Annotated in this window: 21 protein-coding genes and 1 pseudogene; 12 read left to right on the forward strand and 10 right to left on the reverse strand. The window is 48.5% G+C overall.

Annotated features, from left to right (window positions below; genetic code table 11):
- The first annotated feature begins 5 nt into the window (after nucleotides 1-5).
- The 5 genes from K2184_RS22805 to K2184_RS22825 all read left to right on the forward strand — a co-directional run bounded on the left by K2184_RS22805 (nucleotide 6) and on the right by K2184_RS22825 (nucleotide 4,054).
- The gene (locus K2184_RS22805; protein WP_004105498.1) at nucleotides 6-1,259 is read left to right on the forward strand and encodes a PTS transporter subunit IIC; all 1,254 of its coding nucleotides are present in this window, start codon (nucleotides 6-8) and stop codon (nucleotides 1,257-1,259) included.
- Between the two features lie 18 nt (nucleotides 1,260-1,277).
- Complete coding sequence (rpe, locus tag K2184_RS22810; RefSeq protein WP_024274689.1) at nucleotides 1,278-1,922, forward strand: ribulose-phosphate 3-epimerase; 645 nt, start codon at nucleotides 1,278-1,280, stop codon at nucleotides 1,920-1,922.
- A gap of 122 nt (nucleotides 1,923-2,044) precedes the next feature.
- Complete coding sequence (locus K2184_RS22815; protein ID WP_108704569.1) at nucleotides 2,045-2,797, forward strand: SDR family NAD(P)-dependent oxidoreductase; 753 nt, start codon at nucleotides 2,045-2,047, stop codon at nucleotides 2,795-2,797.
- A 15-nt stretch (nucleotides 2,798-2,812) separates the two neighbouring features.
- Complete coding sequence (hxlB, locus tag K2184_RS22820; protein WP_004105486.1) at nucleotides 2,813-3,373, forward strand: 6-phospho-3-hexuloisomerase; 561 nt, start codon at nucleotides 2,813-2,815, stop codon at nucleotides 3,371-3,373.
- A gap of 66 nt (nucleotides 3,374-3,439) precedes the next feature.
- Nucleotides 3,440-4,054, forward strand: a complete 615-nt coding sequence (locus tag K2184_RS22825) for a DUF2913 family protein (RefSeq protein WP_024274688.1) — start codon at nucleotides 3,440-3,442, stop codon at nucleotides 4,052-4,054.
- An 83-nt stretch (nucleotides 4,055-4,137) separates the two neighbouring features.
- Here the strand turns inward: K2184_RS22825 and K2184_RS22830 are convergent.
- From K2184_RS22830 to K2184_RS22865, 8 genes and pseudogenes are all read right to left on the reverse strand, one after another.
- Nucleotides 4,138-4,704 (reverse strand): annotated as a pseudogene (locus K2184_RS22830) (transposase); the annotation flags it as partial.
- 275 nt (nucleotides 4,705-4,979) lie between these two features.
- Entirely contained in the window at nucleotides 4,980-5,339 is a 360-nt protein-coding gene (locus tag K2184_RS22835) for a DUF4156 domain-containing protein (RefSeq protein ID WP_004105483.1), read from the reverse strand.
- A gap of 242 nt (nucleotides 5,340-5,581) precedes the next feature.
- Complete coding sequence (locus K2184_RS22840; protein WP_004105482.1) at nucleotides 5,582-6,118, reverse strand: Ail/Lom family outer membrane beta-barrel protein; 537 nt, start codon at nucleotides 6,116-6,118, stop codon at nucleotides 5,582-5,584.
- Nucleotides 6,119-6,327: 209 nt separating this feature from the next.
- Nucleotides 6,328-6,816: a hypothetical protein gene (locus K2184_RS22845; RefSeq protein WP_004105480.1), complete on the reverse strand. Its 489-nt coding sequence runs from the start codon at nucleotides 6,814-6,816 to the stop codon at nucleotides 6,328-6,330.
- Nucleotides 6,789-7,526, reverse strand: a complete 738-nt coding sequence (locus K2184_RS22850) for a winged helix-turn-helix domain-containing protein (RefSeq protein WP_163525448.1) — start codon at nucleotides 7,524-7,526, stop codon at nucleotides 6,789-6,791. The genes K2184_RS22845 and K2184_RS22850 overlap by 28 nt, the downstream gene beginning before the upstream one ends.
- A gap of 56 nt (nucleotides 7,527-7,582) precedes the next feature.
- Nucleotides 7,583-9,145, reverse strand: coding sequence for an EAL domain-containing protein (locus K2184_RS22855; protein WP_077268313.1), 1,563 nt, complete (start codon nucleotides 9,143-9,145; stop codon nucleotides 7,583-7,585).
- 58 nt (nucleotides 9,146-9,203) lie between these two features.
- The gene (locus K2184_RS22860) at nucleotides 9,204-9,644 is read right to left on the reverse strand and encodes a hypothetical protein (protein WP_023330024.1); all 441 of its coding nucleotides are present in this window, start codon (nucleotides 9,642-9,644) and stop codon (nucleotides 9,204-9,206) included.
- A gap of 32 nt (nucleotides 9,645-9,676) precedes the next feature.
- Complete coding sequence (locus K2184_RS22865; protein ID WP_004105476.1) at nucleotides 9,677-10,423, reverse strand: winged helix-turn-helix domain-containing protein; 747 nt, start codon at nucleotides 10,421-10,423, stop codon at nucleotides 9,677-9,679.
- A gap of 484 nt (nucleotides 10,424-10,907) precedes the next feature.
- On the opposite strand from K2184_RS22865, the gene K2184_RS22870 reads away from it, so the two are divergent.
- The 5 genes from K2184_RS22870 to K2184_RS22890 are packed head-to-tail and all read left to right on the forward strand — an operon-like array spanning nucleotide 10,908 to nucleotide 16,841.
- A complete protein-coding gene (locus tag K2184_RS22870; protein ID WP_163525450.1) occupies nucleotides 10,908-11,444 on the forward strand; it encodes a fimbrial protein in 537 nt (178 codons plus the stop codon).
- Nucleotides 11,445-11,504: 60 nt separating this feature from the next.
- Nucleotides 11,505-12,263 (forward strand): fimbria/pilus periplasmic chaperone, encoded by a 759-nt coding sequence (locus K2184_RS22875; RefSeq protein WP_004105474.1) that lies wholly within the window; start codon nucleotides 11,505-11,507, stop codon nucleotides 12,261-12,263.
- The gene (locus K2184_RS22880) at nucleotides 12,247-14,802 is read left to right on the forward strand and encodes a fimbrial outer membrane usher protein (protein WP_163525452.1); all 2,556 of its coding nucleotides are present in this window, start codon (nucleotides 12,247-12,249) and stop codon (nucleotides 14,800-14,802) included. The genes K2184_RS22875 and K2184_RS22880 overlap by 17 nt, the downstream gene beginning before the upstream one ends.
- Nucleotides 14,803-14,806: 4 nt before the next feature.
- Entirely contained in the window at nucleotides 14,807-16,141 is a 1,335-nt protein-coding gene (gene stbD, locus K2184_RS22885; protein WP_064406954.1) for a fimbrial usher protein StbD, read from the forward strand.
- Nucleotides 16,107-16,841, forward strand: a complete 735-nt coding sequence (locus tag K2184_RS22890) for a fimbrial assembly chaperone (RefSeq protein ID WP_163525454.1) — start codon at nucleotides 16,107-16,109, stop codon at nucleotides 16,839-16,841. The genes stbD and K2184_RS22890 overlap by 35 nt, the downstream gene beginning before the upstream one ends.
- A gap of 432 nt (nucleotides 16,842-17,273) precedes the next feature.
- On the opposite strand, the gene K2184_RS22895 is transcribed toward K2184_RS22890, so the two are convergent.
- Both K2184_RS22895 and K2184_RS22900 read right to left on the reverse strand, forming a co-directional pair.
- Entirely contained in the window at nucleotides 17,274-17,729 is a 456-nt protein-coding gene (locus K2184_RS22895) for a hypothetical protein (RefSeq protein WP_049591607.1), read from the reverse strand.
- Nucleotides 17,716-18,573, reverse strand: coding sequence for a winged helix-turn-helix domain-containing protein (locus K2184_RS22900; RefSeq protein WP_163525456.1), 858 nt, complete (start codon nucleotides 18,571-18,573; stop codon nucleotides 17,716-17,718). Before K2184_RS22900 ends, K2184_RS22895 begins: the two co-directional genes overlap by 14 nt.
- Nucleotides 18,574-19,047: 474 nt before the next feature.
- Between K2184_RS22900 and K2184_RS22905 the strand changes: the two genes are divergently transcribed.
- Together K2184_RS22905 and K2184_RS22910 are read left to right on the forward strand one after the other, a co-directional pair.
- Nucleotides 19,048-19,596 (forward strand): fimbrial protein, encoded by a 549-nt coding sequence (locus tag K2184_RS22905; protein ID WP_032729050.1) that lies wholly within the window; start codon nucleotides 19,048-19,050, stop codon nucleotides 19,594-19,596.
- A 107-nt stretch (nucleotides 19,597-19,703) separates the two neighbouring features.
- Entirely contained in the window at nucleotides 19,704-20,381 is a 678-nt protein-coding gene (locus K2184_RS22910) for a fimbrial biogenesis chaperone (RefSeq protein WP_016809688.1), read from the forward strand.
- The last annotated feature ends 5 nt before the right edge of the window (nucleotides 20,382-20,386 follow it).

A 20,386-nucleotide genomic window follows, 5' to 3' on the forward strand; every position in this document is an offset into this window, starting at 1 on the left:
GTTAAATGGAAATGTTAAAAAGCATCATGTTTACTATTACAAGCATGGGCGCTACAGCAATATTGCCGCTTGTTATTTTCCTTTTAGGTCTGGTTTTTCGAATGAAAGTTGGTGCTGCCATTAAATCTGGCATCACCGTAGGTATCGGTTTCATCGGCCTGGGACTGGTTGTTGGGCTGCTAAACACAGCCCTGCAGCCAGCAATTGCGTATTACTCAAAAATTGGCAGCGGGTTCACCGTGGCTGATATTGGATGGCCTGCCGTTGGCGCAGCTGCGTGGGTTGCACCGTTTGCGGCAATGGTTATCCCAATTGGTATCATTCTGAACCTGATCCTGGTTCGCCTGAAACTGACTAAAACGCTGAACGTTGACATCTGGAACTATATGCATTTCCTGGTTCCTGGTGCTCTTGCGTACTTCGTCTTTGACAGCTTTTTCCTCGGGTTGGGTGTTGCCGTGGCTCTGAGCGTAGCCGCACTGTTTATTGGCGATCTTATTGCGCCAAGATGGCAGAAATACTACGGCCTCGAGGGAACGACCTGTACCACAATGATCCACATCGGATGGACACTTCCATTTGCATGGGTGGTTAACAAAATTATCGATTTCATTCCGGGTTTAAACAAGCTGGATGTGGATTTAGAGAGCGTTCAGAAGCGACTGGGTGTATTCGGTGAACCCGCCATCATCGGCGTGATCGTCGGTTGTCTCCTGGGATTGTTAACCAAACAACCCATTACAACCATCGTGCCAATGGCGATGGGCGTGGCAGGCGTCATGGTGCTGTTGCCAAAAGTGGTTGGGGTCCTTATGGAAGGGCTTAACCCGATAGGTAAGAGTGCTAAAGAAATCATGCAAAAGCAGATGGGTAAAGATGCTGAACTGAATATCGGGATGGACTGCGCCCTGGCGCTTGGCGATCCAGCAACGGTGACTGTCACCGTTATTACTATCCCTCTGACGATGCTTTGCGCGCTGGTTTTACCGGGTATTCAGATATTCCCAATCGGCGTGCTGATGTCAATCATCTACATGACGACCATGACGGTTATGGTCAGTAACGGCAACGTTATTCGATCGATTATCTCAACCTTACTGTTCTGTGTGGTGGTTATGTACCTGGGGGGATATGTCGCGCCCGGTGCAACTCAGTTCCTCAACGGTGCTGGCGTCGGCCTGAATGGCCAGGGTACGGACTTCGTATTAACCGGCCCATGGGAACTTCTGACCTACTGGTTGAGCACAGTTACTCATTAATTTACGGAGTTGACTAAAATGGCACAAATTTTACCATCAGTATTTGGTGCAAACATATTACGTTTGCAGGAAGAGATTCAGTTTCTGGAAACAGAAAAAACAGAAATTCTGCATGTTGATTTAATGGATGGTACTTATGTAAGTAATATCGCATTCGGTCCGAACCAAATCGCGGCAATGAAAAAAGCCAGCTCAATGACATTTGACGTGCATATGATGCTGGCAAACCCGGAAAGACATATTGATGATGTTATTAAAACCGGTGCGGAAATGATCTCGGTTCATTATGAATCAACGCCGCACGTGCATTATATTATCCAGAAGATCAAGAAAGCCGGGCGCAAAGCTGGCGTAGTGCTTAATCCGGGGACGCCAGAAAACGTAATTGAGTATCTTCTGGATGATATTGATTACATTTTAATTATGACCATTAATCCAGGACAGCCAGGCCAGACTTTTATTGAAAAAAGTCTGGAGAAAATCAGGAATACTAAAAAAATGGTTGCCGGTCGTAATATTCAGATCGAGGTCGATGGCGGCGTCAACGTTGAAATAGCGAAAAAGGTAAAGGATGCGGGTGCTGATTTAATTGTCGTTGGTGGTGCGCTATTTAACGGTTCTCCGAAAGAAAGCTATCAGGCATTAAGGGCAGCGATCCAATAACAGTTTGCTACCAAATAAACCCAGTAACCCTACAAGCTATTATTAGCATTAATTAAATTACCAATTACCTGAAAGGGGAGTTGTCCTCCCCTTTGTCATGAGATTTTGAGGAGTATAGTGAAATGAGTAATTTTGAAGGTAAAGTCGCGCTAGTAACCGGTGGGGCACATGGCATCGGTAAAGGTATTGCTAAGCAATTCGCTGACCGTGGGGCTCATACTGTTATTGTCGATTACAACGAAGAAAATGGTAAAAAGACGGCCGAAGAGTTAACTTTCGCTAATGTTAAATCCTTATTCGTTAAAACCGATGTATCCGATCCGAAAGCTCTGGAAAACGTTCGCGAGCAGGTTTTTCAAACCTTTGGACGCATTGATATTCTGGTATTAAACGCAGGCGTGGCGTTTGCTAATAAGGTCAATAACATCACTTTTGAAGAGTGGAATAAAACAATCGCCATTAACCTTACCGGACTGTTCAACACCGTCAAGGCGTTCTACGACGACTTCACCACTAATCATGGATCTATCGTTTATATTTCATCCGGCTCTGCGCTTTCCGGCACCGGCGGCGGTGTGAGTTACCCGGCCAGTAAAGCTGGCGGTGAGGGATTGATTCGCGGCCTGGCAAAAGAATTAGGGCCGAAGGGGGTCAACGTTAATGCTATCGCTCCACGTCTGATTGATACCGGTGAAATGATGCGTGTCAATTATCCTACCCAGGCCGATCTTGATGCTGTTCTGGAAAAAATTCCGGTACGCCGCCTTGGCACCATTGACGATGTGGCTAACCTGGCAATCTTTTTGGCTGATAAAGACAATTCGTACATCCAGGGGCAAACCATTCTGATGGATGGTGGTCGTACCATCGCTTAAAAGGGAGAGAATCACATGAGCGTTCAACAAAACACTTTAAATATCCTGAGCGAATTGCAGCAAAATGCGATGAAGATTGATGATGCCCAGGCTGCGCAATTCGTCGCACAGATTAAGAATGCTAAACATATCTTTCTGCAGGGGGCGGGTCGTAGCGGCATCGCCATCCGCGGTTTTGCAAACCGTCTTCTCCACCTCGGTTTTTCAGTAAGCGTTGTCGGCGAAATTTCTTCTCCTCATACGAAACCGGGCGATCTGGTCATTATTGGTTCCGGCAGCGGTGAGACCGGCAGTCTGGTGAGCCTGGCGCAGAAGGCCGTAGCCTGTGGCGTGGATGTGGCGCTTGTCACAATGAAAGCGGAGTCCACAATCGGCAAACTGGCCAAAAGCACGCTTGTGTTGCCTGGAACCGTGAAAGAAGACAACGAGCGTGAAGACGATGCTTTTTCACAGCCTATGGGATCGGCTTTTGAGCAGCTCTGCTTTATCGCCTATGACGCAATCGTGCTTGAGCTGATGGCCCAGCTCGGCGAAACCAGCGAAACGATGTTTAAGAGACACGCTGACCTTGAGTAATCGGCAGAAAACGTCCCTTGAAGGGACGTTTCCTTTTTAGCATTAATGTCGTTGGTTCTTTTGCGCATGAACAAAGATTCTTCTTTCGTCAATATTGGACATTTAGCCTGGTGCGCTTTGGTGGCTCTCGGCCTTCAGCGGCACGATCGGCTTGTTGTTACCGAGGCGCAGGAAAACATATTTCTGATCCGCTGGTTGGCCGATGCCAGAAAACAGAAGAGATTCCCCAGAAATTTAACTGGGCATATAGACTGGCTACTTGCTCAGGGGCGTCGACTTGGCGTTCGGGCGCGTCTGAATCAGAAACTGCATTATTTATGGCTTATGAGCAGCGACGATCTTCACAATATGCCGGATCTACTTCGATTGACCTATGCTATCGAAATGGCAAAAGCCGGCGGTTGGCAGTATGACCTTGTTGATGAGAAGAAGATGGCGGCTGGTATCAGCAAATTCCAGAATATGGATTCGTTTTGCCTGGAAAGAACAGCTGTCGAGGAAGGATTTGATGCTAACGGGAAGCAAATAGCCCCACTTTATGTCCGCGTTTTTGGTCAAGTTGAGAAACTGCTGTCACTTCTGGACTGCTTTGGACTTAAACTTGACGTAATCGAATCGTATTCAAATGAATTCTCTGTAACCAAATCTTCGATTTTTTTGCTACAGCCAGTGATGGCCTGACGGAGATACACAACACGGTATATTTAGTCAGGCTTTGTTGAAAAACAGATTGTGGGTAAGCATCCCCGTAAACGAGGATGTTGTCAGGCAATACGCCCACTTTCAGGCATTCCTGCCTTCGTCATTTTGTTCAGCGCACGTACTATGGCCAGAGCCTCTGCAACCTGACTTCAGCGCACCACCGAACAGTTGTTTTACTCTCTACATCACCGATTCCGCTATCGAATGGCGGTTAAAATCTGTTGCGTATTTTCAACGGGCATTGCTCCCGCTTAGCCGCTGATTTGCAACCGTATGGTTCCGGTCTGCATACTCCCCCGGCCAGTAACCCGCTCCCTTTCGGGAAGGTATAGGGTGCTGATTTTCTTTCGGCGCAGTTCATCACGATATAACCGCGTATAATCAGCGCCGTCCGCTGCGGCTGATCTGATTTTTCGGTGTGTCTGCCAGATTAAGCCCAGAGAAGGCTGCTGCGTCCGTGACGTTGTTCAATGACGTTCGGTGCAGATAATTTCATGTGTTTTTGCATCTACAGCAATGTGCAACTTTCGTCAGATGCGACGGTATTCTTTGCCGTGTTTTTTGACTTTACACTCACCTTCACCGGAGACCTTCCATCCTGTGGAATCAATCACGAGATGGGCTATTTCTGCCATCTACCTTATTGTCCCGTCAGGCCCGAGGGATGCGTAACCCGTACATAAAACAATATGAAGCGCAGAATCTGTAGTTTGGCAGGAGTGCAATTGTAAGAGAAAATCCCTTTTCTGCTATGGGGTTAGGCATATTCTTCAGCCAGGCTGGATCAAGATGCGTTCTCCAATGCGAGAATCGCAGTTGAGATGCTCACGGGTCGATGAGCATCTCAACTGCGTTAGGGATATCTTGGGCAGGGCCGCCGGATGGTGAGCCAGAATAGTGTATTTTATCGTGGGCAGCGGTATACGGTTCCGCTCAATGTCACATTGGTTTGCTGGCTTGAGCCTGTGCCATGATAGGCGCTTCCGGTTTGGCCAGCCCTTTGGGTTAACAGTACCACCACGTTCCCCCCCATTTTCCACGCTTTATTTTTTAGATCGTTACGGGCACCCGTCTCCAGATTGCTGTTTGACGTCCAGCCTCCCGTGAAAAAATTCCCCTGGCTACCGGTGACATCGCCTAAATAGGTGCACGAAGTGTCCGGTTCATTATGCGTTACCCGCACGCCTTCAGCACCGTGCTGGAGGGAATTAGCGCTGCAAGCTGTGAGCATAAGAGCGGAGAGAAAGACTAATTTTTTGTTCATGTAAAATCCTTAATCAAAATCGCTAAAAATAATCAAATAGGGTGCGAAGCCAGTCGGATGTTGAGGCGCATCGTGCTGGCAATAAAATGTTCTACCCGGAGGATTTAAGGGGTGTATAGCTTATAAGAATAATTTTATATAAATACTTAAAAGGGCTATAACGTCTCTTACCGTAGTGATGATATTCTTTTTTTTGTCAGAGATGATGAATTCCTTGCCATAAACAGAGGCGTCTTTATTTATTAGAAACGATAACCTACGCTCACGCCAAATGTGTTTGTATCAACGTAAAGTAATTTAGCTGTTTCCCATGATACATCCAGGGAAAGGTTAGTGAATGGATTAAAAATAAGACCTGCACCATAGGCAAAAGCATCTTCTGAGGAAGATTGATTGTCACGGTTTTTGACCTTCATACCAGCCATACCTACATTACCATATAAACTAACATAGTCATTAATCCGGTAGGTCGGTCCTACCATTAACGAACTATAGCTAGTGGTATTATCGCCATCTTTATGTAGTTTTCCTGCGTCCCAACGGTAATGTTGTACTTCATGACGAGTTGCCGTGAGAGAGGTCAATACACCCCAGTCAGAATTGAACTCATAGCGATATTTTAGATTGAGCCCGCGAAGATCCTTACTTGCAGATTTCTTTAACGCGCTAAGATGCGTTTGGGCATAGCCAAGGGAGAGGGTATGGTTTTCCATCGCCAACGCTAATGAGGGCGAAAATAATAGTGCTGCCATAATCCATGGTGAAAAAGCACGCTGCATGTAAAGCTCCTTGTTGGTGAAAAGAACAATGCTTATGTATAAGCAATAACCGTAGAAGGATGATTGCGGCAGCCATATAACCAGAAAAAGCGAGTAAAAGTTATGAAATTAGTCTTACATGTATTTTACCGACGTTTTCAGAAAAAGTAAGATTTTATAAATCATTGATATAATTGGTTTTTTATGTCAATTTTCACGGCGGCGTTGGTTTATTGCGCGGTGCATACGTTATATATCTGCCGATTGATTGAGTACAAATAAGTGCTGTTACCGACCCTGGTGATGCGAATTTCATTGGCGGCATCGGGGTGCAATACGCGAAAATGTGCTAAAAAATCACCGGCGGTGTCGGTAGAAAAAACTTTTACCGAATCGACATCAAATGTATAAATGCCGGGGCCAGGCATTTGCAGGTTCTTCATATACACATCGCGATACAACACTTTTTTGATTTGCTCTTTAGTGGTGATGTCATACTGCAATGTAATGCGTTTGTTTTTGAAATCGAGGACGATATTGCCATTAGCGAGAAAATTGCCAGGCAGGACTGAAGTTACCGTTTTAGTGGTGCATAGAAATGAATCCGCATCTGACAGAGGATAGCGCTGCTGGCGTGCCTGTAAAATCAGCAGCACAAAAGATGCTGCCAGAATAAGTAGCGTAATGCCTCTTAATACCGTTCTTTGATAGTGATGCATTTGGGCTCCGAAACATTCAGTTGATTCAGACACTGAACAAAAATATTGGTGTCAGGAACGCGAATATAATAAATGAAATTGCCGTTTTGCTTATAGACTTGCTGACTCAGTTCGGAAAAAGCCCCCACCGCATCCTCGAGAGACCGATTATCTTCAGTGACACCATAAAAGGTATATCCGTTATAGATTCCCAGCTCAGAAAAGTAGTCTGGATGGCGTTTGCTGTAGAGATAAATGACCATCAGCAGGAACAGCGTTGCGCAGATTAAAAATAGCCACTCTTTTCGGTTTGAAACTGCCTGCGAAGACTGCGTTGGCTCAGGCAACGATTCTGCAACTGGCGCAACGGTGTCGCTGGCTCTATTTTGCGTTGCGGGTGTTGATTCATCTGGCAGTGGTTCGATAGTTACCGAGAGCGTCACACCAACCTTAGGGCGCGTTAATACCGCAGAACTGGGAAGGCCGATTTTTTCAAACGAACCGCGTAATTGATTGATTAATTTGTAATAGCTGGCACTGGAAACCACCACACCTTTTCGTCCCCACACCCAGGCGATTAAATCATCTTTTTTAAAGAGTCCCTGATGAAAAGCAAGGAGCAAATTGCATTCAGATTCAGAAATTTTTAAGCTTTCGCGATCGCGTGATAAGGTCATCCGCTCGCAATCAAGAATGACTTTCTTATCAATTAGGTACTTATTCTTACTCATAGGGCCTTCTGCTAAGAATGAGTCGTTCTGGTTTAACCATTATGTTACCTCAGCGCCTACCGATCTATTGAAAGGTTTTTACTTTTAATCCTTTCATTTTGCTCATTGCCCCGTGTATCAAGCCAGACCGTAAAATCATCTGAATTCATCGGCTTTGCGTAAAGATAGCCCTGTATAAAACCTACGTTATGATCGAGGATATAGCGTAGCTGATGCTCTGAACTGACGCCTTCCGCAACGATATTAAGTCCCAGCCTTTGACTAAGCATAATAATGGTATCCAGAATGGGCACGTCGCTGCCGCTGGTATCAATCGTATCGACAAAAGTACGATCGATTTTCAGATAATCAGCCGGAAGCTGCTGAAGGTAAGAAAGCGAGCAGTAGCCGGTACCAAAATCGTCAATCGCTATCAGTACGCCTTTCTCACGCAGCTGCATGAGCTTATCTGACACTAAAGCCGGTTGGACAATGAGGCTGCGTTCGGTGAGCTCCAGCATGAGGCGCAGTTTCCCTAAGCTTGCCAGTAGCGATTCAACATCGGCAATAAAACTCTCATGCACCAGATGTTCAGGTGAAATATTTACGCTGATATAAAAATCCCCGGCAACCTGCCACCGTTCGACATCCTGGGCGATGAGCTTAAATAAGTGACGCGAAAGCGGAACGATCATCCCTTCGTTTTCTGCCGCGGTGATGAAGATGTCGGGAGTAATAAAACTCCCATCCGGAAGGGGCCAGCGCATTAATGCCTCCACGCCGCCGCAATGAGCGCGGCTGACGTTAAATACAGGTTGATAATGCACTGTGAACTGCCCGTTTTTCATACCGCGGGTGATTTCTCGGGCCATGGATAGCCGTTTCTGGGCCCAATGTCGGTAAAGAAAAAGGGTCATAAATGAGAAGCAAAGCGAGAGAGGGATAAAGATAAGCAGAGATTTCATCCACAGAGCCATCAATGCCGCGAGAGGCGCGCCGACGGTAAGCGAAATCTTACCGTCGGCGGTGACGAAATGCTGGGTCATCACTATTCTGTCACGCTGCGCTGGTTGGCTGATAATCCTATCGCCCTCGCCAAACCGCAGGCTGAATACGGCGGCTCTTTCCTCTGCGAGGACATCCATCAGTTCCTGAATATAGCGAGAATCGACGATGACAAACGCTGATTTTTGCGCCGTCACCTGCTCCGTGTAAACCACCGCGGGTCTGCCTGGTCCTCCGGCCATCAAGTCAAATGAACGGACCCATCTGGCAGGTAACGGCGTCGGGAGCGTTTTACCCGGCGGCAAAGGAAAAGGGTGCGCCTGCTCCCTGGTAACAAAGGAACAGAGCAGGTTGCCGTTTTCCAGCAGACCGATATCGCGGATATAGGGGGTAAAGGCGCGGGTTCGGTTAAGCTCCGACAGCATTTCAGCGCAGGGTCTGTCCGCTATTTTTACGGTTTTTGCGGTGACCCGCCATGAGGCGGTTGATACATCGTTACTGAAACGTAATAAGGTATTCGCGCTCAGGGCGACGTCCTGTTTAAACTGTAGTACGCTGACCAGCAGCGCTAATATAATCATCACGACCAGCGGCACAAGCACTGAACAAATCACAAAAGATAGCTTTAGTTTCACTGGCTTTGTCTCTCATTCACGAAGGGATGCGCGGCTGTCTCGATGGTCGCTATACTCATTATGCTTTAGCGCTGCCGCTGGTGGTGCAGAAATTATAGATCTGCCGGTTCAGTGAAAAAAGATAGGCCCTCGGACCGATTTTATTTATCGTCAGCTCATTCTCGGTTGCCGGCTGCAGGAGACGCAGCCAGGAAAACATCTCACCCGTCGTATCAGAATTAAATTTGTGCACGGCTTTAACCCGAAAGGTGTAGGTTTTCATGCCGGTGCGGTTAAGCGGGGTGATTGCAACATCCTGAAAGAATAACCGCTGCTCTCGCCGTTGATCCTGCACGGAATAATGAATAGCAATGCGGTTCGACTTAAGATCCAGCACCAAAGTTCCGTTCAGTATGAGCTCTCTCGGCTTTATATAAATAGTTGATTTGGCAGTGCAAATAAGATTATGTATTTCGTCTGCATCGCGCCTGGCTCCTTGATATACCAGCGTTGCCAGCATGATACATCCGCAGAGCAGACCGCACAGGATGACTAGTAGCGTTCTTTGATGGTAATGCATTTAGGTACCGCCGTTTCAACAGGGTTCAGACACTGCAAAAAAAGATTCATATTCGGTTCGCGGAGATAATAAAGATAATGTCCGTTCTGGCGAGATAGCGGCAGCGTCAGGGTGTGATAAGCCGAAACCACCTCCTTAAATGTCACTTTATCGGTAGCCATCTTAAAGAAGATATAGTCATCCTCATTACCGAGCATCCTGAAGCTACTGTTGTGTTTATTTTGCGCTGGCGCATGCTGAAATAGCATCGCAACACCCGTTAACAACAACAGTGTAATGGTCAGGACGAGAGGGCGTATTTTGGCTGAAATCTTTTTAACGTCCGGCGTGAGAGCCCGTTGGCTATCTTTTTCGCACCCTGCATCCCTGACGTTTTCGCATCGTGGCGTAGGTTCTTTTTTGATGGGTTCTAACGCCAATGATAACGAGACGCCAATTCGTGGTCGCGTAACAATATCGGCCGCATTCAGGCCAACAAGAACAAAGTTATTCCGCATCTGGTTAATGAGCTTGTAATAACTCGATTCGGAAACACAACCCGCACGGTTCTTCCAGACAAAATTAATAATATCTTCCTTTTTATATATTCCGCGATAGAAGGCAAGGAGTAAATTTGTCTCCGATTCTGAAATTTTAATGATTTTATCACCGTTGGTTAATGTCATTTTAGCGCTATCAAATATCACCTTTTTAGCTATTAGTAACGATTTCTCATCCATGGTAAACCCGATCTTTAATACGTTTTGCTGTCGCTTGCTATATTAACATGGGGCAGGAGGATTTCATCCCTCTTTGCATCAGTAGTCTTCTGTGACGACATTCATACTGATGCTAAAAATGTTTTTTATTTAGTTTACTTCCTTTTAAATCATGTGGTTATTTGGTTTTTGTGAATTTTTCTTACCGGTATTTGAATTTATGAATTTCCGCATGCCAGGTAAGTAAGGAAAATTTAAGGGTTATTCAGCACGTCAGGAAGCTCTTTTCCGAAAATTATTTCTAAGATTGGCCTTAAACATGATAGCGCCGCGGGGCTATAACGCCAGTTGCTATACGCCCTGTTTCAGAGGGGCGCACAATAAAACTTGCCCGGCGACAAGCTATTTTGTTTGGCCTCAACCAAAGGACGTTTGCTTTATCTGCTTTATTAGCAGAGCGAGTAGCGTTAGTTGAAAACAAACAGCAATAAAGGAATAAACGACCATGTTCAAGAAAACGACACTGGCTTTGCTTACAGCCTCACTTTTTATTTCTACCAGTACATTTGCGATGTCCAATAATACCATTACCTTTCGTGGTGAAGTTTCCGATGAAACCTGTTCTGTAGCCATTAACGGTAATCAGGCAAAACCGGTAGTTATTCTGCCGACGGTGAGTGCCAAAGAACTGGCGAAAGGCGGCGATACCGCAGGTCAGGTGACATTCGATATTGGTCTCACCGGCTGTACGGGTAATGCCGATAAACCGACCAAAATCTCTACCGTTTTTGTCGGTAACCAGGTGACCAGCAACGGTAATCTTGGAAATACCGGGGACGCCGCCAACGTAGAAGTCCAGATTCTCGATACGGCTGAGAAAGTTATCAATCTGACCAACGGTTTCAAAGGTGAAGGCGATCTGCAGCTGAAGCCGGGAGAGACGGAAGCCAGCGCCACTTATGCCGCGCAGTATTACGCCAACGGCGCGGCATCGGCTGGTACGGTCGAAGCCACTCTCCAGTACGCCGTTTCCTACCTGTAAAAACGCTTCCTGGTCCGGTGCTTGTCGTCGGACCCTTTTGATAGCAATGGAGTTGTTGCAATGAAAAAGGATGCTACCCGTTCAGGGCTGCGCTATCTGATGGCGCTGCTACTCCTGTTTCTTCCCGCTGCCGCGGTATGGGCCAGCGTCACCATTGTAGGCAGTCGGATTATCTACCCGTCGACCGTACCCTCTGTCGATGTACAGCTAAAAAATAACGATGACTTTCCCTATGTCGTACAAACCTGGTTTGACGATGGCGATATGCGTATTGGGCCAGAGAACGCGAGCGGCATTCCTTTTATCTCGACGCCGCCGGTATTTCGTATCCAGCCAAAAGCAGGCCAGGTGGTGCGCGTGGTGTATAGCCAGCGTAAAGCGCTGCCGCCCGATCGTGAATCTGTCTTCTGGTTCAATGCATTGCAGGTACCGCCGGCCAATATCGGCGGCCGTCAGCAGAATAAAGTGCTGGTGATGTTACGGACGCGGATCAAACTTTTTTACAGGCCGGAAGGGATTGGTTCACCGGGCAATCTGGCTAAAAAGCTGCACGTTACCGTAGTGCGTAATGCCCGAAAAGGTGCCGGTATTGTTATCAGCAACCCGCAGCCCTGGTATGCATCCCTCAGCAACCTGAGCGTGACGGCAAGCGGCGTATCACGTCAGCTTAATGTCGAAATGGTTCCACCTTTCTCCAGCCGTACTTTCTGGATACCTGGAAAATTCAGCGCCAACTCGCTTAACGGTACCGTCACTGTGACGTTGGTTAACGACCAGGGTGCAAGGATAAGCGAGCGTTATCATGTCGCCGAAGGTTAAGTTCTGTCGCAAAAACATCTTCGTTTTCTTAGCCGTAGCCTGCTCCGGTCAGGCTTTTGGCGAAGAATACTATTTTGATCCTTCTCTGCTGCAGGGGACGGCTTACGGGCAAGGTATGGCGAGCGTTAACGGACCCGGTACGCCCGCCGGAGAGTATCTGGTTGACGTTATGGTCAATGGCTCGCTGCTAAAATCCGGCGTAAAGATCCGCTTTACTCCAGCTAATGGCGAACAACGCACGGAGCCCTGCCTTCCGTTATCGCTGATGCAGGCCGCTCGGGTAAAATCGCTCCCGGACAAAGCGCCTCAAAATAGCTGTCGTCCGCTCAGGGAATGGGTATCCCAGGGCGAATGGCAATTTGATAGCGCGATGCTACAGCTCCGGCTTACGCTGCCGATGAGCGAGCTGATACACAAGCCGCGCGGCTATCTTCCGCCTTCGCAGTGGGACAGCGGCGCGCTGGCTCTGTTTTTACGCCATAACACCAACTGGACCCACACGGACAACACCCACCAGCACTTCCGCTACCAGTATTTGTGGAGCGGGATCAACGCTGGCAGCAACATTGGACTGTGGCAGCTCCGCCATCAGGGTAACCTGCGCTATGCCGACAGCAACCAGAGCGGTAGCGACTGGCATTACAATCGCGTACGCAGTTGGGTGCAGCGACCACTCGCCGCAATCGACAGCATCCTGACGTTTGGCGATAACTACACTGACTCCAGTTTATTCGGCAGCCTGTCGTTTAATGGTATGAAACTCGCCACGGATGAGCGCATGTGGCCGCAGGGCAAACGCGGCTATGCGCCAGAGGTACGCGGCGTGGCGGCAAGCAGCGCGCGGGTGGTCGTCAAACAGCTGGGCAAAGTTATCTATGAAACCCATCTTCCGCCCGGACCGTTCGCTATTGACGATCTTTACAACACCCGCTATCAGGGTGATTTGCAGGTTGAAGTGATTGAGGCTAACGGAAAAGTATCGCGCTTTACCGTGCCCTATTCTGCGGTTCCCGACTCGGTGCGACCAGGCAACTGGCACTACTCTTTTGCTGTTGGCAAGGTCCGCCAGTACTACCGCATCGACAACCGCTTCCTTGAGGGGACGCTGCAGCACGGGGTAAATAATAATCTCACTCTTAACCTCGGATCGCGGTTGGCGCATGATTATCAGGCCTGGCTGATCGGCGGCGTATGGGCGACCCGCCTTGGCGCATTCGGCATGAACGCCACCTGGTCTGGCGCGCGAGTGGAGCATAATGACCGTCAGCAGGGCTGGCGAGCGGAGCTGAGCTATAGCAAGACCTTTTCCACAGGCACGAATCTGGTGCTGGCGGCCTATCGCTACTCAACCGGTGGATTCCGCGATTTGGAGGATGTATTTGGCGTACGTCGACAGGCGCAAAACGGCATTGATTACTACTCCGATACGCTGCATCAACGTCAACGCCTTTCGGCGACCGTCAGCCAGCCCTTAGGCCATTCAGGTACGCTCAATCTCAGCGCCAGTACCGCCGATTACTACAATAATCAGTCGCGGATCACGCAGCTGCAGCTAGGCTACAGCAACCAGTGGCGAAAAGTGAGTTATGGATTTAACCTCGCCAGGCAGCGTTCCACCTGGGACTATGGCCGCTTCTACCGCAGCGTTAACGAACCGCAGGATCTGAGCCAGCGGCAAAAATATACCGAGACGACGCTGTCTTTTACTCTCTCCATTCCATTTGACTGGGGCGATAGCCCGACATCCGTAGCGATGAACTATAACCAGTCGCGCGCGAATCACTCTTCAACCCTGTCGATGACCGGGACCCGTGGCGAGCAGAGCGAACTCTCCTGGTCTGTTTATGGCGGCTATGAGCGCTATCGCAATGGGGACGAAGGGGCATCGACGACTTTCGGCGGTAATCTCCAGCAAAACACCCGTTTTGGCGCGCTGCGTGCGGGCTACGACCAGGGAAAGGACTATCGGCAGGTGGCGCTGGGCTCCTCCGGGACCCTGGTGCTGCATTCCGGTGGCGTGACGCTCGGTCCTTACGCCAGCGACACTTTTGCATTAATTCACGCCGATGGCGCGCAGGGCGCAGTCGTCCAGAACGGTCAGGGGGCGGTAATCGACAGTTTCGGTTACGCCATTTTACCTGCGCTATCTCCGTATCGTCGCAACAACGTCTCACTCGATACTCGCCAGATGCGCAGCGATGCTGAACTGACGGGGGGAAGCCAACAAGTTGTTCCCTATGCCGGCGCGATCGCGCGGGTGAACTTCTCCACGATTACCGGCAAAGCGGTGCTTATCGCGGTGAAAATGGCGGATGGCGGCATCCCGCCGATGGGGGCCGAGGTCATTAACAGCGAAGGGGCCGTCATTGGGATGGTCGGGCAGGGTGGGCAGGTTTATGCCCGTATCAGCACTCCCTCAGGCTCATTGCTGGTGCGTTGGGGAAAAGGGACCGATCGACGTTGCCATGTGCCCTACCAGTTCGATCTACATTCGCCTGAAAACGTGATTTATCTTACAACGACCTGCGAGAGGGAATAGTCTCATGTGTTATCTTCGCCAAACGCTGCTACTTGCTGCTACCCTGCTTTTCAGCACCGCGTCCTGGGCTAACTGCGTTAAAGTGACGGATAATAGTTTCCTTTCGGAGGCGGCGATTAAAGCAGGCTATACCGCGCGCTTCTGGCGCGGCGCCTTTGATGACAATATCGGTCATCTTGGTCTGCCGTCAGTCATTAGCGTTAGCGCGAATAATAAGTTTCAGCCTTCCGGCACCGTGCTTGCCAGTACGGTGGGTAATTTCCTCACTGCAGGCGTTCAGACGCCCTATACGGCAAAGCAGGTGCTTTACCGCTGTGATTTGCAGGACGCCGGGAAGCTGTATGAACTGTATTCAACCAACGGCGATAACTACTTTGTTGGCGGGCGTCGGGCGAAAGAAGTGGAGGGAGCCTACTATGACGCGGAACGTAACGTCGCGGTACGCATGACGAATCTGAGTACCGGCGAATACTATAGCCGCTTCTGGAAGCAGCGCCAGCTCACTGCGGATAGTTGGTTTCAGGACGATCGCGCAATTTATATTCCCGCAGGCGCATTTAGTAATGTCCTGTATGAGATGCTTAAAATCGCCGCCTCGGATCAATATATTTTTAACGACAGAATTAACAAAGACACCTATAACCAGCCGCGCGGTTATATCGCATTCAAGGGGCCTGGCTTACTGACCTCCGCTATTCAACCCGGTATGGATCATGCTTCAAGTTATTATGGTTGGCCCGAATCCTGGCCCGGTGCGTGGAGTAGCTACAATCAGGTCACCTATATTCGCGGCGCGGCCTGCTCCATTGAAGATTATCCCGCGACGGTGCTGCTTCCTACCATTACAGCGGAGGCGCTCTCTTCTGGCGAAAGCAGCGAAGCGCCTTTCAGCATAACGCTGGAGTGCGAAGCTGGCGCGATGTCCTCGACTCATCCCACCACTAGTGTCGCTAACGTAGCCTTGGGTTTTTTAGTCAATCAGCCCGGCGCCGTGGCCGCCGCGCGCCGCCTTGGCCTGACGACCACCGGCGGTGGGTTGACCTGGTTACTGGACACGCATTATGGCGGAAAGGGCGTGGCTTCCGGAGTAGGAATACGGATTTACGATCAGGGCGGTGTGCCGCTTAACCTTTTGCCGGACAAAGTGAGTACCGGGACGGGCAACTCCCGTGGCTGGTATGGATATAAAGAGCTCACCGTACTAACGAGCAAAAAAGACCGTGGTTCGGTAGAGGTCTGGCATGGTGATTTTACCGCCTCCCTTGAGGCGCTCGGTGGACAACCGGTAACGGTAGGGAGCGTGAATGCGCAGTTACAGGCAGTGGTTAGTTTTCAGTAAGGCGGTGTTAGCGCTGCTGTTGCTGGCAGGCGTCAATTCCGCGCCGTTTGCTGCGGTTAACGTTGACCGAACCCGGCTCGTATTCGCCGCTAGCGATATTGCCCAGTCGCTGACGCTCGCAAACGACAGCGTAACGCCAATGCTGTTACAAGTCTGGACCGACGCCGGAGAGACCGCCTCTTCACCCGATAATAGCCGTACGCCGCTGGTGGTATTGCCGCCCGTCTTTAAAATGCAGCCGGATGAGTTGAGAACACTTCGCGTGATGCTGAGCTCGCGGCGCAGTCTGCCAGAGGATCGGGAGAGCCTGTTCTGGCTCAACATTTACCAGATACCGCCCGAACTGAGCGCGACGAAAAGCTCTACCCGCAAGCTAGTGTTACCCCTACGGCTGCGGTTGAAGGTATTTATTCGTCCGACCGGTTTAAAGGCGCCCACCGCCAATGATGAACAGAAACTGCGCTTCAGCATCGCTTCGCAGGGCATCACGATAACCAACCCAACGCCGTGGTATATGAGCCTGACAGTAACGGCAACAAAAGGAATCAGGAGCGGTTACATCATGCTCGCGCCGTATGAGCGGCGGGATGTGGTGCTCTCTCAGGCACCGGCCGTGGGAACGACGGTAAACTATGCGGTGATCAATGATTCCGGAAACTGGCGAACCTATACCGCAACCATTATGGCGAAAGAGAGTTGAACCCTGTTTTTTTACCCCATCCCTCCCCGCGCCGCAGTAACGGATGTTTCCGTCGCGCATCCCTTCCTCACGCCGGGCTGCATAAGCGTGACGGCTGTGGTTGAACATTGACCAGGATTGACCCGGGCATCACTTGAGCGGGCTAACCCGCATGATTCTGGTGACGTCGCCGGGGCGGGGGCGGGGGCGGAAGAAATAAATAGCGACGAAGCAGGCAGAGCAGCATGCCGCAGGGGGGATGACGCGGTGTACTGTGATGAAACTGCCGCAGATCAAGCCTGCCAGCACAACATTGTTAGCGCAAGAGTGAGCATTTCGGAGTGATGCGAACCCAAATATGGTTTTTTATAAAATTATATTTGGGTTTACTCCAGGTTATCTAATAGTAAGAACCTGCTATAACTTAAAAAAATCGTTGAGTTTCCGTCTGTATTATTCCCCATTGCAATAAAACAAAGGCGTGCTGACAAAGCTGATGATATAGTCTGTTTGATTAACGGAATTAATGAGGAAGTTTAACTTTTTATTTTCTTTAAGGAAAAAAGAGGGGTAGTGTTGTTGCGCTAATAACTCCGGCAACGTATCAATCGGATTGGTATAGACTCTTTGGCTGGTGAGAAGATAGTCATCACCACTTTGTCTTTTATAATTAAAGTAGACTTCGCGACTTATCGCATATCGTTCCGGACCAAGGTGCGCGGTACCATTAATCAAAATAACGCCGCTGTTATCATTCATGATAAACCGGTAAGTTGCTTTAATTGCAAATTGACCATGATATAAAGAGTGTTTCGCTTCGCAAACGATTTTGTTATTAGCATTGGCGTTAACCTGTTGAGGTAACCCTGTAAAGAACAATAAGAAAGCGAGCCATTTAATTTTTTTCATTTTTTGCCACAATGTAAGTTGTTGAGTCACATTTTAAAGACGCTTCCTTTCCGCACGTAAACACGGTTAACCGTGGTGACGTTGAAAAATATGAAATGAAATATTTAATGTCTTTATTACACACTAACCCTTCGTCATGAATAAAGTTAATGGCAAAATCGTTATTTATATTTCTGGCATTGGCAAAGTAGCAAGGTGGCGTGCCGTTGATATGCGAGTAACCTTCGATAATGAATTCCTGATGAAAAGGGAAACGATATAAAAAAAAGGCGAACAAACCTATCAATGGAAGGAAAATTGCCAGACAATACGAGATCATTTTGATGGGTTTTTTATTTTCAGGCGTAAGCGGTGCTACTGTGTCAGGCTGCGCGAAAATTTCACCGGTTTGTATGCCTTTTTTATCCGCTAGCTGGTCATCCTGATACCGGTTATCTGTAACGGGAAAGATATTACGATCGTCTGAGATTGAGTGGATACGCTCTATCGAATTTTGTGGATTATCCTCATACTTTTCCACGGCAATGTAGGCATTCAGCCGCACACCCTTGCCACGAATAGTCAACAGAATGTTATCCGGGCAACCCAGTTTTTTTAATACGTTGCGTAAATTAACAAAGGACTGATAGTAAGCCGAATTTGATACCGTACGCTTAGCATCCTCACCCCAACCTGCAACCATTAAATCAGAGTGCGATACCAGCTGTCCCTGCCGTTCCAGAAGTAACTCCAGGCAATGGGCACTACTCTTAAGTATCGTAAATCGGGTTCCATCCTTTATCGATAACAATTGTTTCTCACCAGGAAGGAAAATAACTTGCTTATTCAAGATGTATTTAACCATAAAAATCACCAAAAACTAAAATTTATGAAACAAATTCCAAACCTTTAACCTTAAATATTTTCTCTCACTGGAGCCCGGAAAAATATGAAAATTCGCCAAAAAAATAATTTTGACAACTAATGATGAAATTTTGTTATGGTTTTTAACTCATTGTTTTAATTGTATTTTGAATTCATTTTTAGTTAATAAACTACCCCGACCAGGAATCTTCCCGCATCATAAGAATCTTCCAGCGCACAGGCCTGAACAGCCATGGTAATTGTGGGTTCTTGATGATTTTCACGAGGAAATATTATAGATGATTTATGAATTTTAAGTCACTTTTATCACATCAGTATGGCGTCACTACCAGGGGGCACTCTAAATCCAGAGTGCATGGAAACGATTGATTCTAGGCACTACATAAAATATTTCAATAAACAATCAATAAACAAAGGACAGGAAAAAGTGAACACAAAAACTTCTATTAAAACAATGCTGGCTTTATTTTCATTTGCAGCATTATCCGGGTCTGCATTTGCGGTAACGCCGACGGTCACATTCCAGGGCGAAGTCACCAGCCAGACCTGCTCGGTCAGCATCAATGGTGAGACAAACTCCGTTGTTCTGTTACCGACAGTCTCTACCGCTGACTTTGGCGGAAACCTGGCGAATGGACAGACCGCCGGGCTGACGCCATTTACCGTGACGGTGAGCGGCTGTACTGCCCCGGCGGCAGGCGAGGGCCCTCAGTTGATTAAAACCCGTTTCCTGGGGTTTGATGTCGACAGCGCCAGCGGTACGCTGGGTAACCGCGCAGTCACTGATGCTGCGGTCGGTTATGGTATCCAGCTGACCACCACCGATGCCGGAACGACGCCTGTCGTGCTGTCAGGAGTAACCGATGTTGCAGGCCTCTCTTTACCCGAGGGAGATACCTCCACCAGTCACTCCTTTGGGGCACAATATTATGTTATTGATGCCGCTTCTGCTACGCCGGGTGCGATTACTGCCGTAGCGGAATATACCCTGAGCTACCTCTGAGTTTATAAAAACACAGGCCGTATACCCGGCCTGTGTTTTAAAAAGTAAATGATATTAATATTAAAATAATCTTGCGGAATATTTTCCCGATGCGATTGATACTGCGATTGTTTGTTCTGTTGATATTCGGTTTTACCGGCTATGCAAATGCAGGCGTGATATTAACGGGTACGCGAATTATTTATCCGGAAGGCGCCAAAGATAAAACGCTCCAGTTAACCAACCAGGAGTCTCAGTCTTATATTGTACAGGTACAGATTGACAATGGAACGCCGGAGGGTTTTGCCCCGTTTATAGTCACTCCGCCGGTTTTTCGTATGGAGCCTCATAGCGGTCAGTCTGTCCGTTTGACCTATTCCGGAGAGCCGTTGCCGGGCGATCGGGAATCTGTCTTCTATTTTAATTTCAGCCAGCTGCCGTCGTTAAAAGCCGGAACGACGCAACAAAATAAGTTAATTTTCGCCATCACTAATCGGGTGAAAGTTTTCTACCGCCCGGCGTCGCTTTCGGGGCATCCGGAAAAAACGTCAGAGCATATCCATCTCAGCATGGAAGGTAAGCAGATCAGGATAGTAAACCAGAGCGAATATCACGCCTCTGTTCGTCGGGCCACGCTTGTCCGCAACGGAAAGGATATTCGCCTCGCGGAAGGGGTGATGATTTCACCTAAATCCGGACTGGTCGTTACCCCGTCGTCAGAAATAACCAGCCTCAGAGGCCTTCTTTTACGTCTTGTGCTTGTTAACGACTATGGGGTGGATATTGTGACTGAGCGTCGATTGTAATGCGT

This window comes from Klebsiella sp. K5-306 (assembly GCF_051835185.1).
Classification (GTDB): domain Bacteria; phylum Pseudomonadota; class Gammaproteobacteria; order Enterobacterales; family Enterobacteriaceae; genus Klebsiella; species Klebsiella oxytoca.

What these genes read in the sequence shown, in the direction of transcription:
- K2184_RS22805 (WP_004105498.1), top strand. Translation starts at nt 6, where the DNA reads ATGGAAATGTTAAAAAGCATCATGTTTACTATTACAAGCATGGGCGCT.
- rpe (WP_024274689.1), top strand. Translation starts at nt 1,278, where the DNA reads ATGGCACAAATTTTACCATCAGTATTTGGTGCAAACATATTACGTTTG.
- K2184_RS22815 (WP_108704569.1), top strand. Translation starts at nt 2,045, where the DNA reads ATGAGTAATTTTGAAGGTAAAGTCGCGCTAGTAACCGGTGGGGCACAT.
- hxlB (WP_004105486.1), top strand. Translation starts at nt 2,813, where the DNA reads ATGAGCGTTCAACAAAACACTTTAAATATCCTGAGCGAATTGCAGCAA.
- K2184_RS22825 (WP_024274688.1), top strand. Translation starts at nt 3,440, where the DNA reads ATGAACAAAGATTCTTCTTTCGTCAATATTGGACATTTAGCCTGGTGC.
- K2184_RS22835 (WP_004105483.1), bottom strand. Translation starts at nt 5,339, where the DNA reads ATGAACAAAAAATTAGTCTTTCTCTCCGCTCTTATGCTCACAGCTTGC.
- K2184_RS22840 (WP_004105482.1), bottom strand. Translation starts at nt 6,118, where the DNA reads ATGCAGCGTGCTTTTTCACCATGGATTATGGCAGCACTATTATTTTCG.
- K2184_RS22845 (WP_004105480.1), bottom strand. Translation starts at nt 6,816, where the DNA reads ATGCATCACTATCAAAGAACGGTATTAAGAGGCATTACGCTACTTATT.
- K2184_RS22850 (WP_163525448.1), bottom strand. Translation starts at nt 7,526, where the DNA reads ATGAGTAAGAATAAGTACCTAATTGATAAGAAAGTCATTCTTGATTGC.
- K2184_RS22860 (WP_023330024.1), bottom strand. Translation starts at nt 9,644, where the DNA reads ATGCTGGCAACGCTGGTATATCAAGGAGCCAGGCGCGATGCAGACGAA.
- K2184_RS22865 (WP_004105476.1), bottom strand. Translation starts at nt 10,423, where the DNA reads ATGGATGAGAAATCGTTACTAATAGCTAAAAAGGTGATATTTGATAGC.
- K2184_RS22870 (WP_163525450.1), top strand. Translation starts at nt 10,908, where the DNA reads ATGTTCAAGAAAACGACACTGGCTTTGCTTACAGCCTCACTTTTTATT.
- K2184_RS22875 (WP_004105474.1), top strand. Translation starts at nt 11,505, where the DNA reads ATGAAAAAGGATGCTACCCGTTCAGGGCTGCGCTATCTGATGGCGCTG.
- K2184_RS22880 (WP_163525452.1), top strand. Translation starts at nt 12,247, where the DNA reads ATGTCGCCGAAGGTTAAGTTCTGTCGCAAAAACATCTTCGTTTTCTTA.
- stbD (WP_064406954.1), top strand. Translation starts at nt 14,807, where the DNA reads ATGTGTTATCTTCGCCAAACGCTGCTACTTGCTGCTACCCTGCTTTTC.
- K2184_RS22890 (WP_163525454.1), top strand. Translation starts at nt 16,107, where the DNA reads ATGCGCAGTTACAGGCAGTGGTTAGTTTTCAGTAAGGCGGTGTTAGCG.
- K2184_RS22895 (WP_049591607.1), bottom strand. Translation starts at nt 17,729, where the DNA reads ATGAAAAAAATTAAATGGCTCGCTTTCTTATTGTTCTTTACAGGGTTA.
- K2184_RS22900 (WP_163525456.1), bottom strand. Translation starts at nt 18,573, where the DNA reads ATGGTTAAATACATCTTGAATAAGCAAGTTATTTTCCTTCCTGGTGAG.
- K2184_RS22905 (WP_032729050.1), top strand. Translation starts at nt 19,048, where the DNA reads ATGCTGGCTTTATTTTCATTTGCAGCATTATCCGGGTCTGCATTTGCG.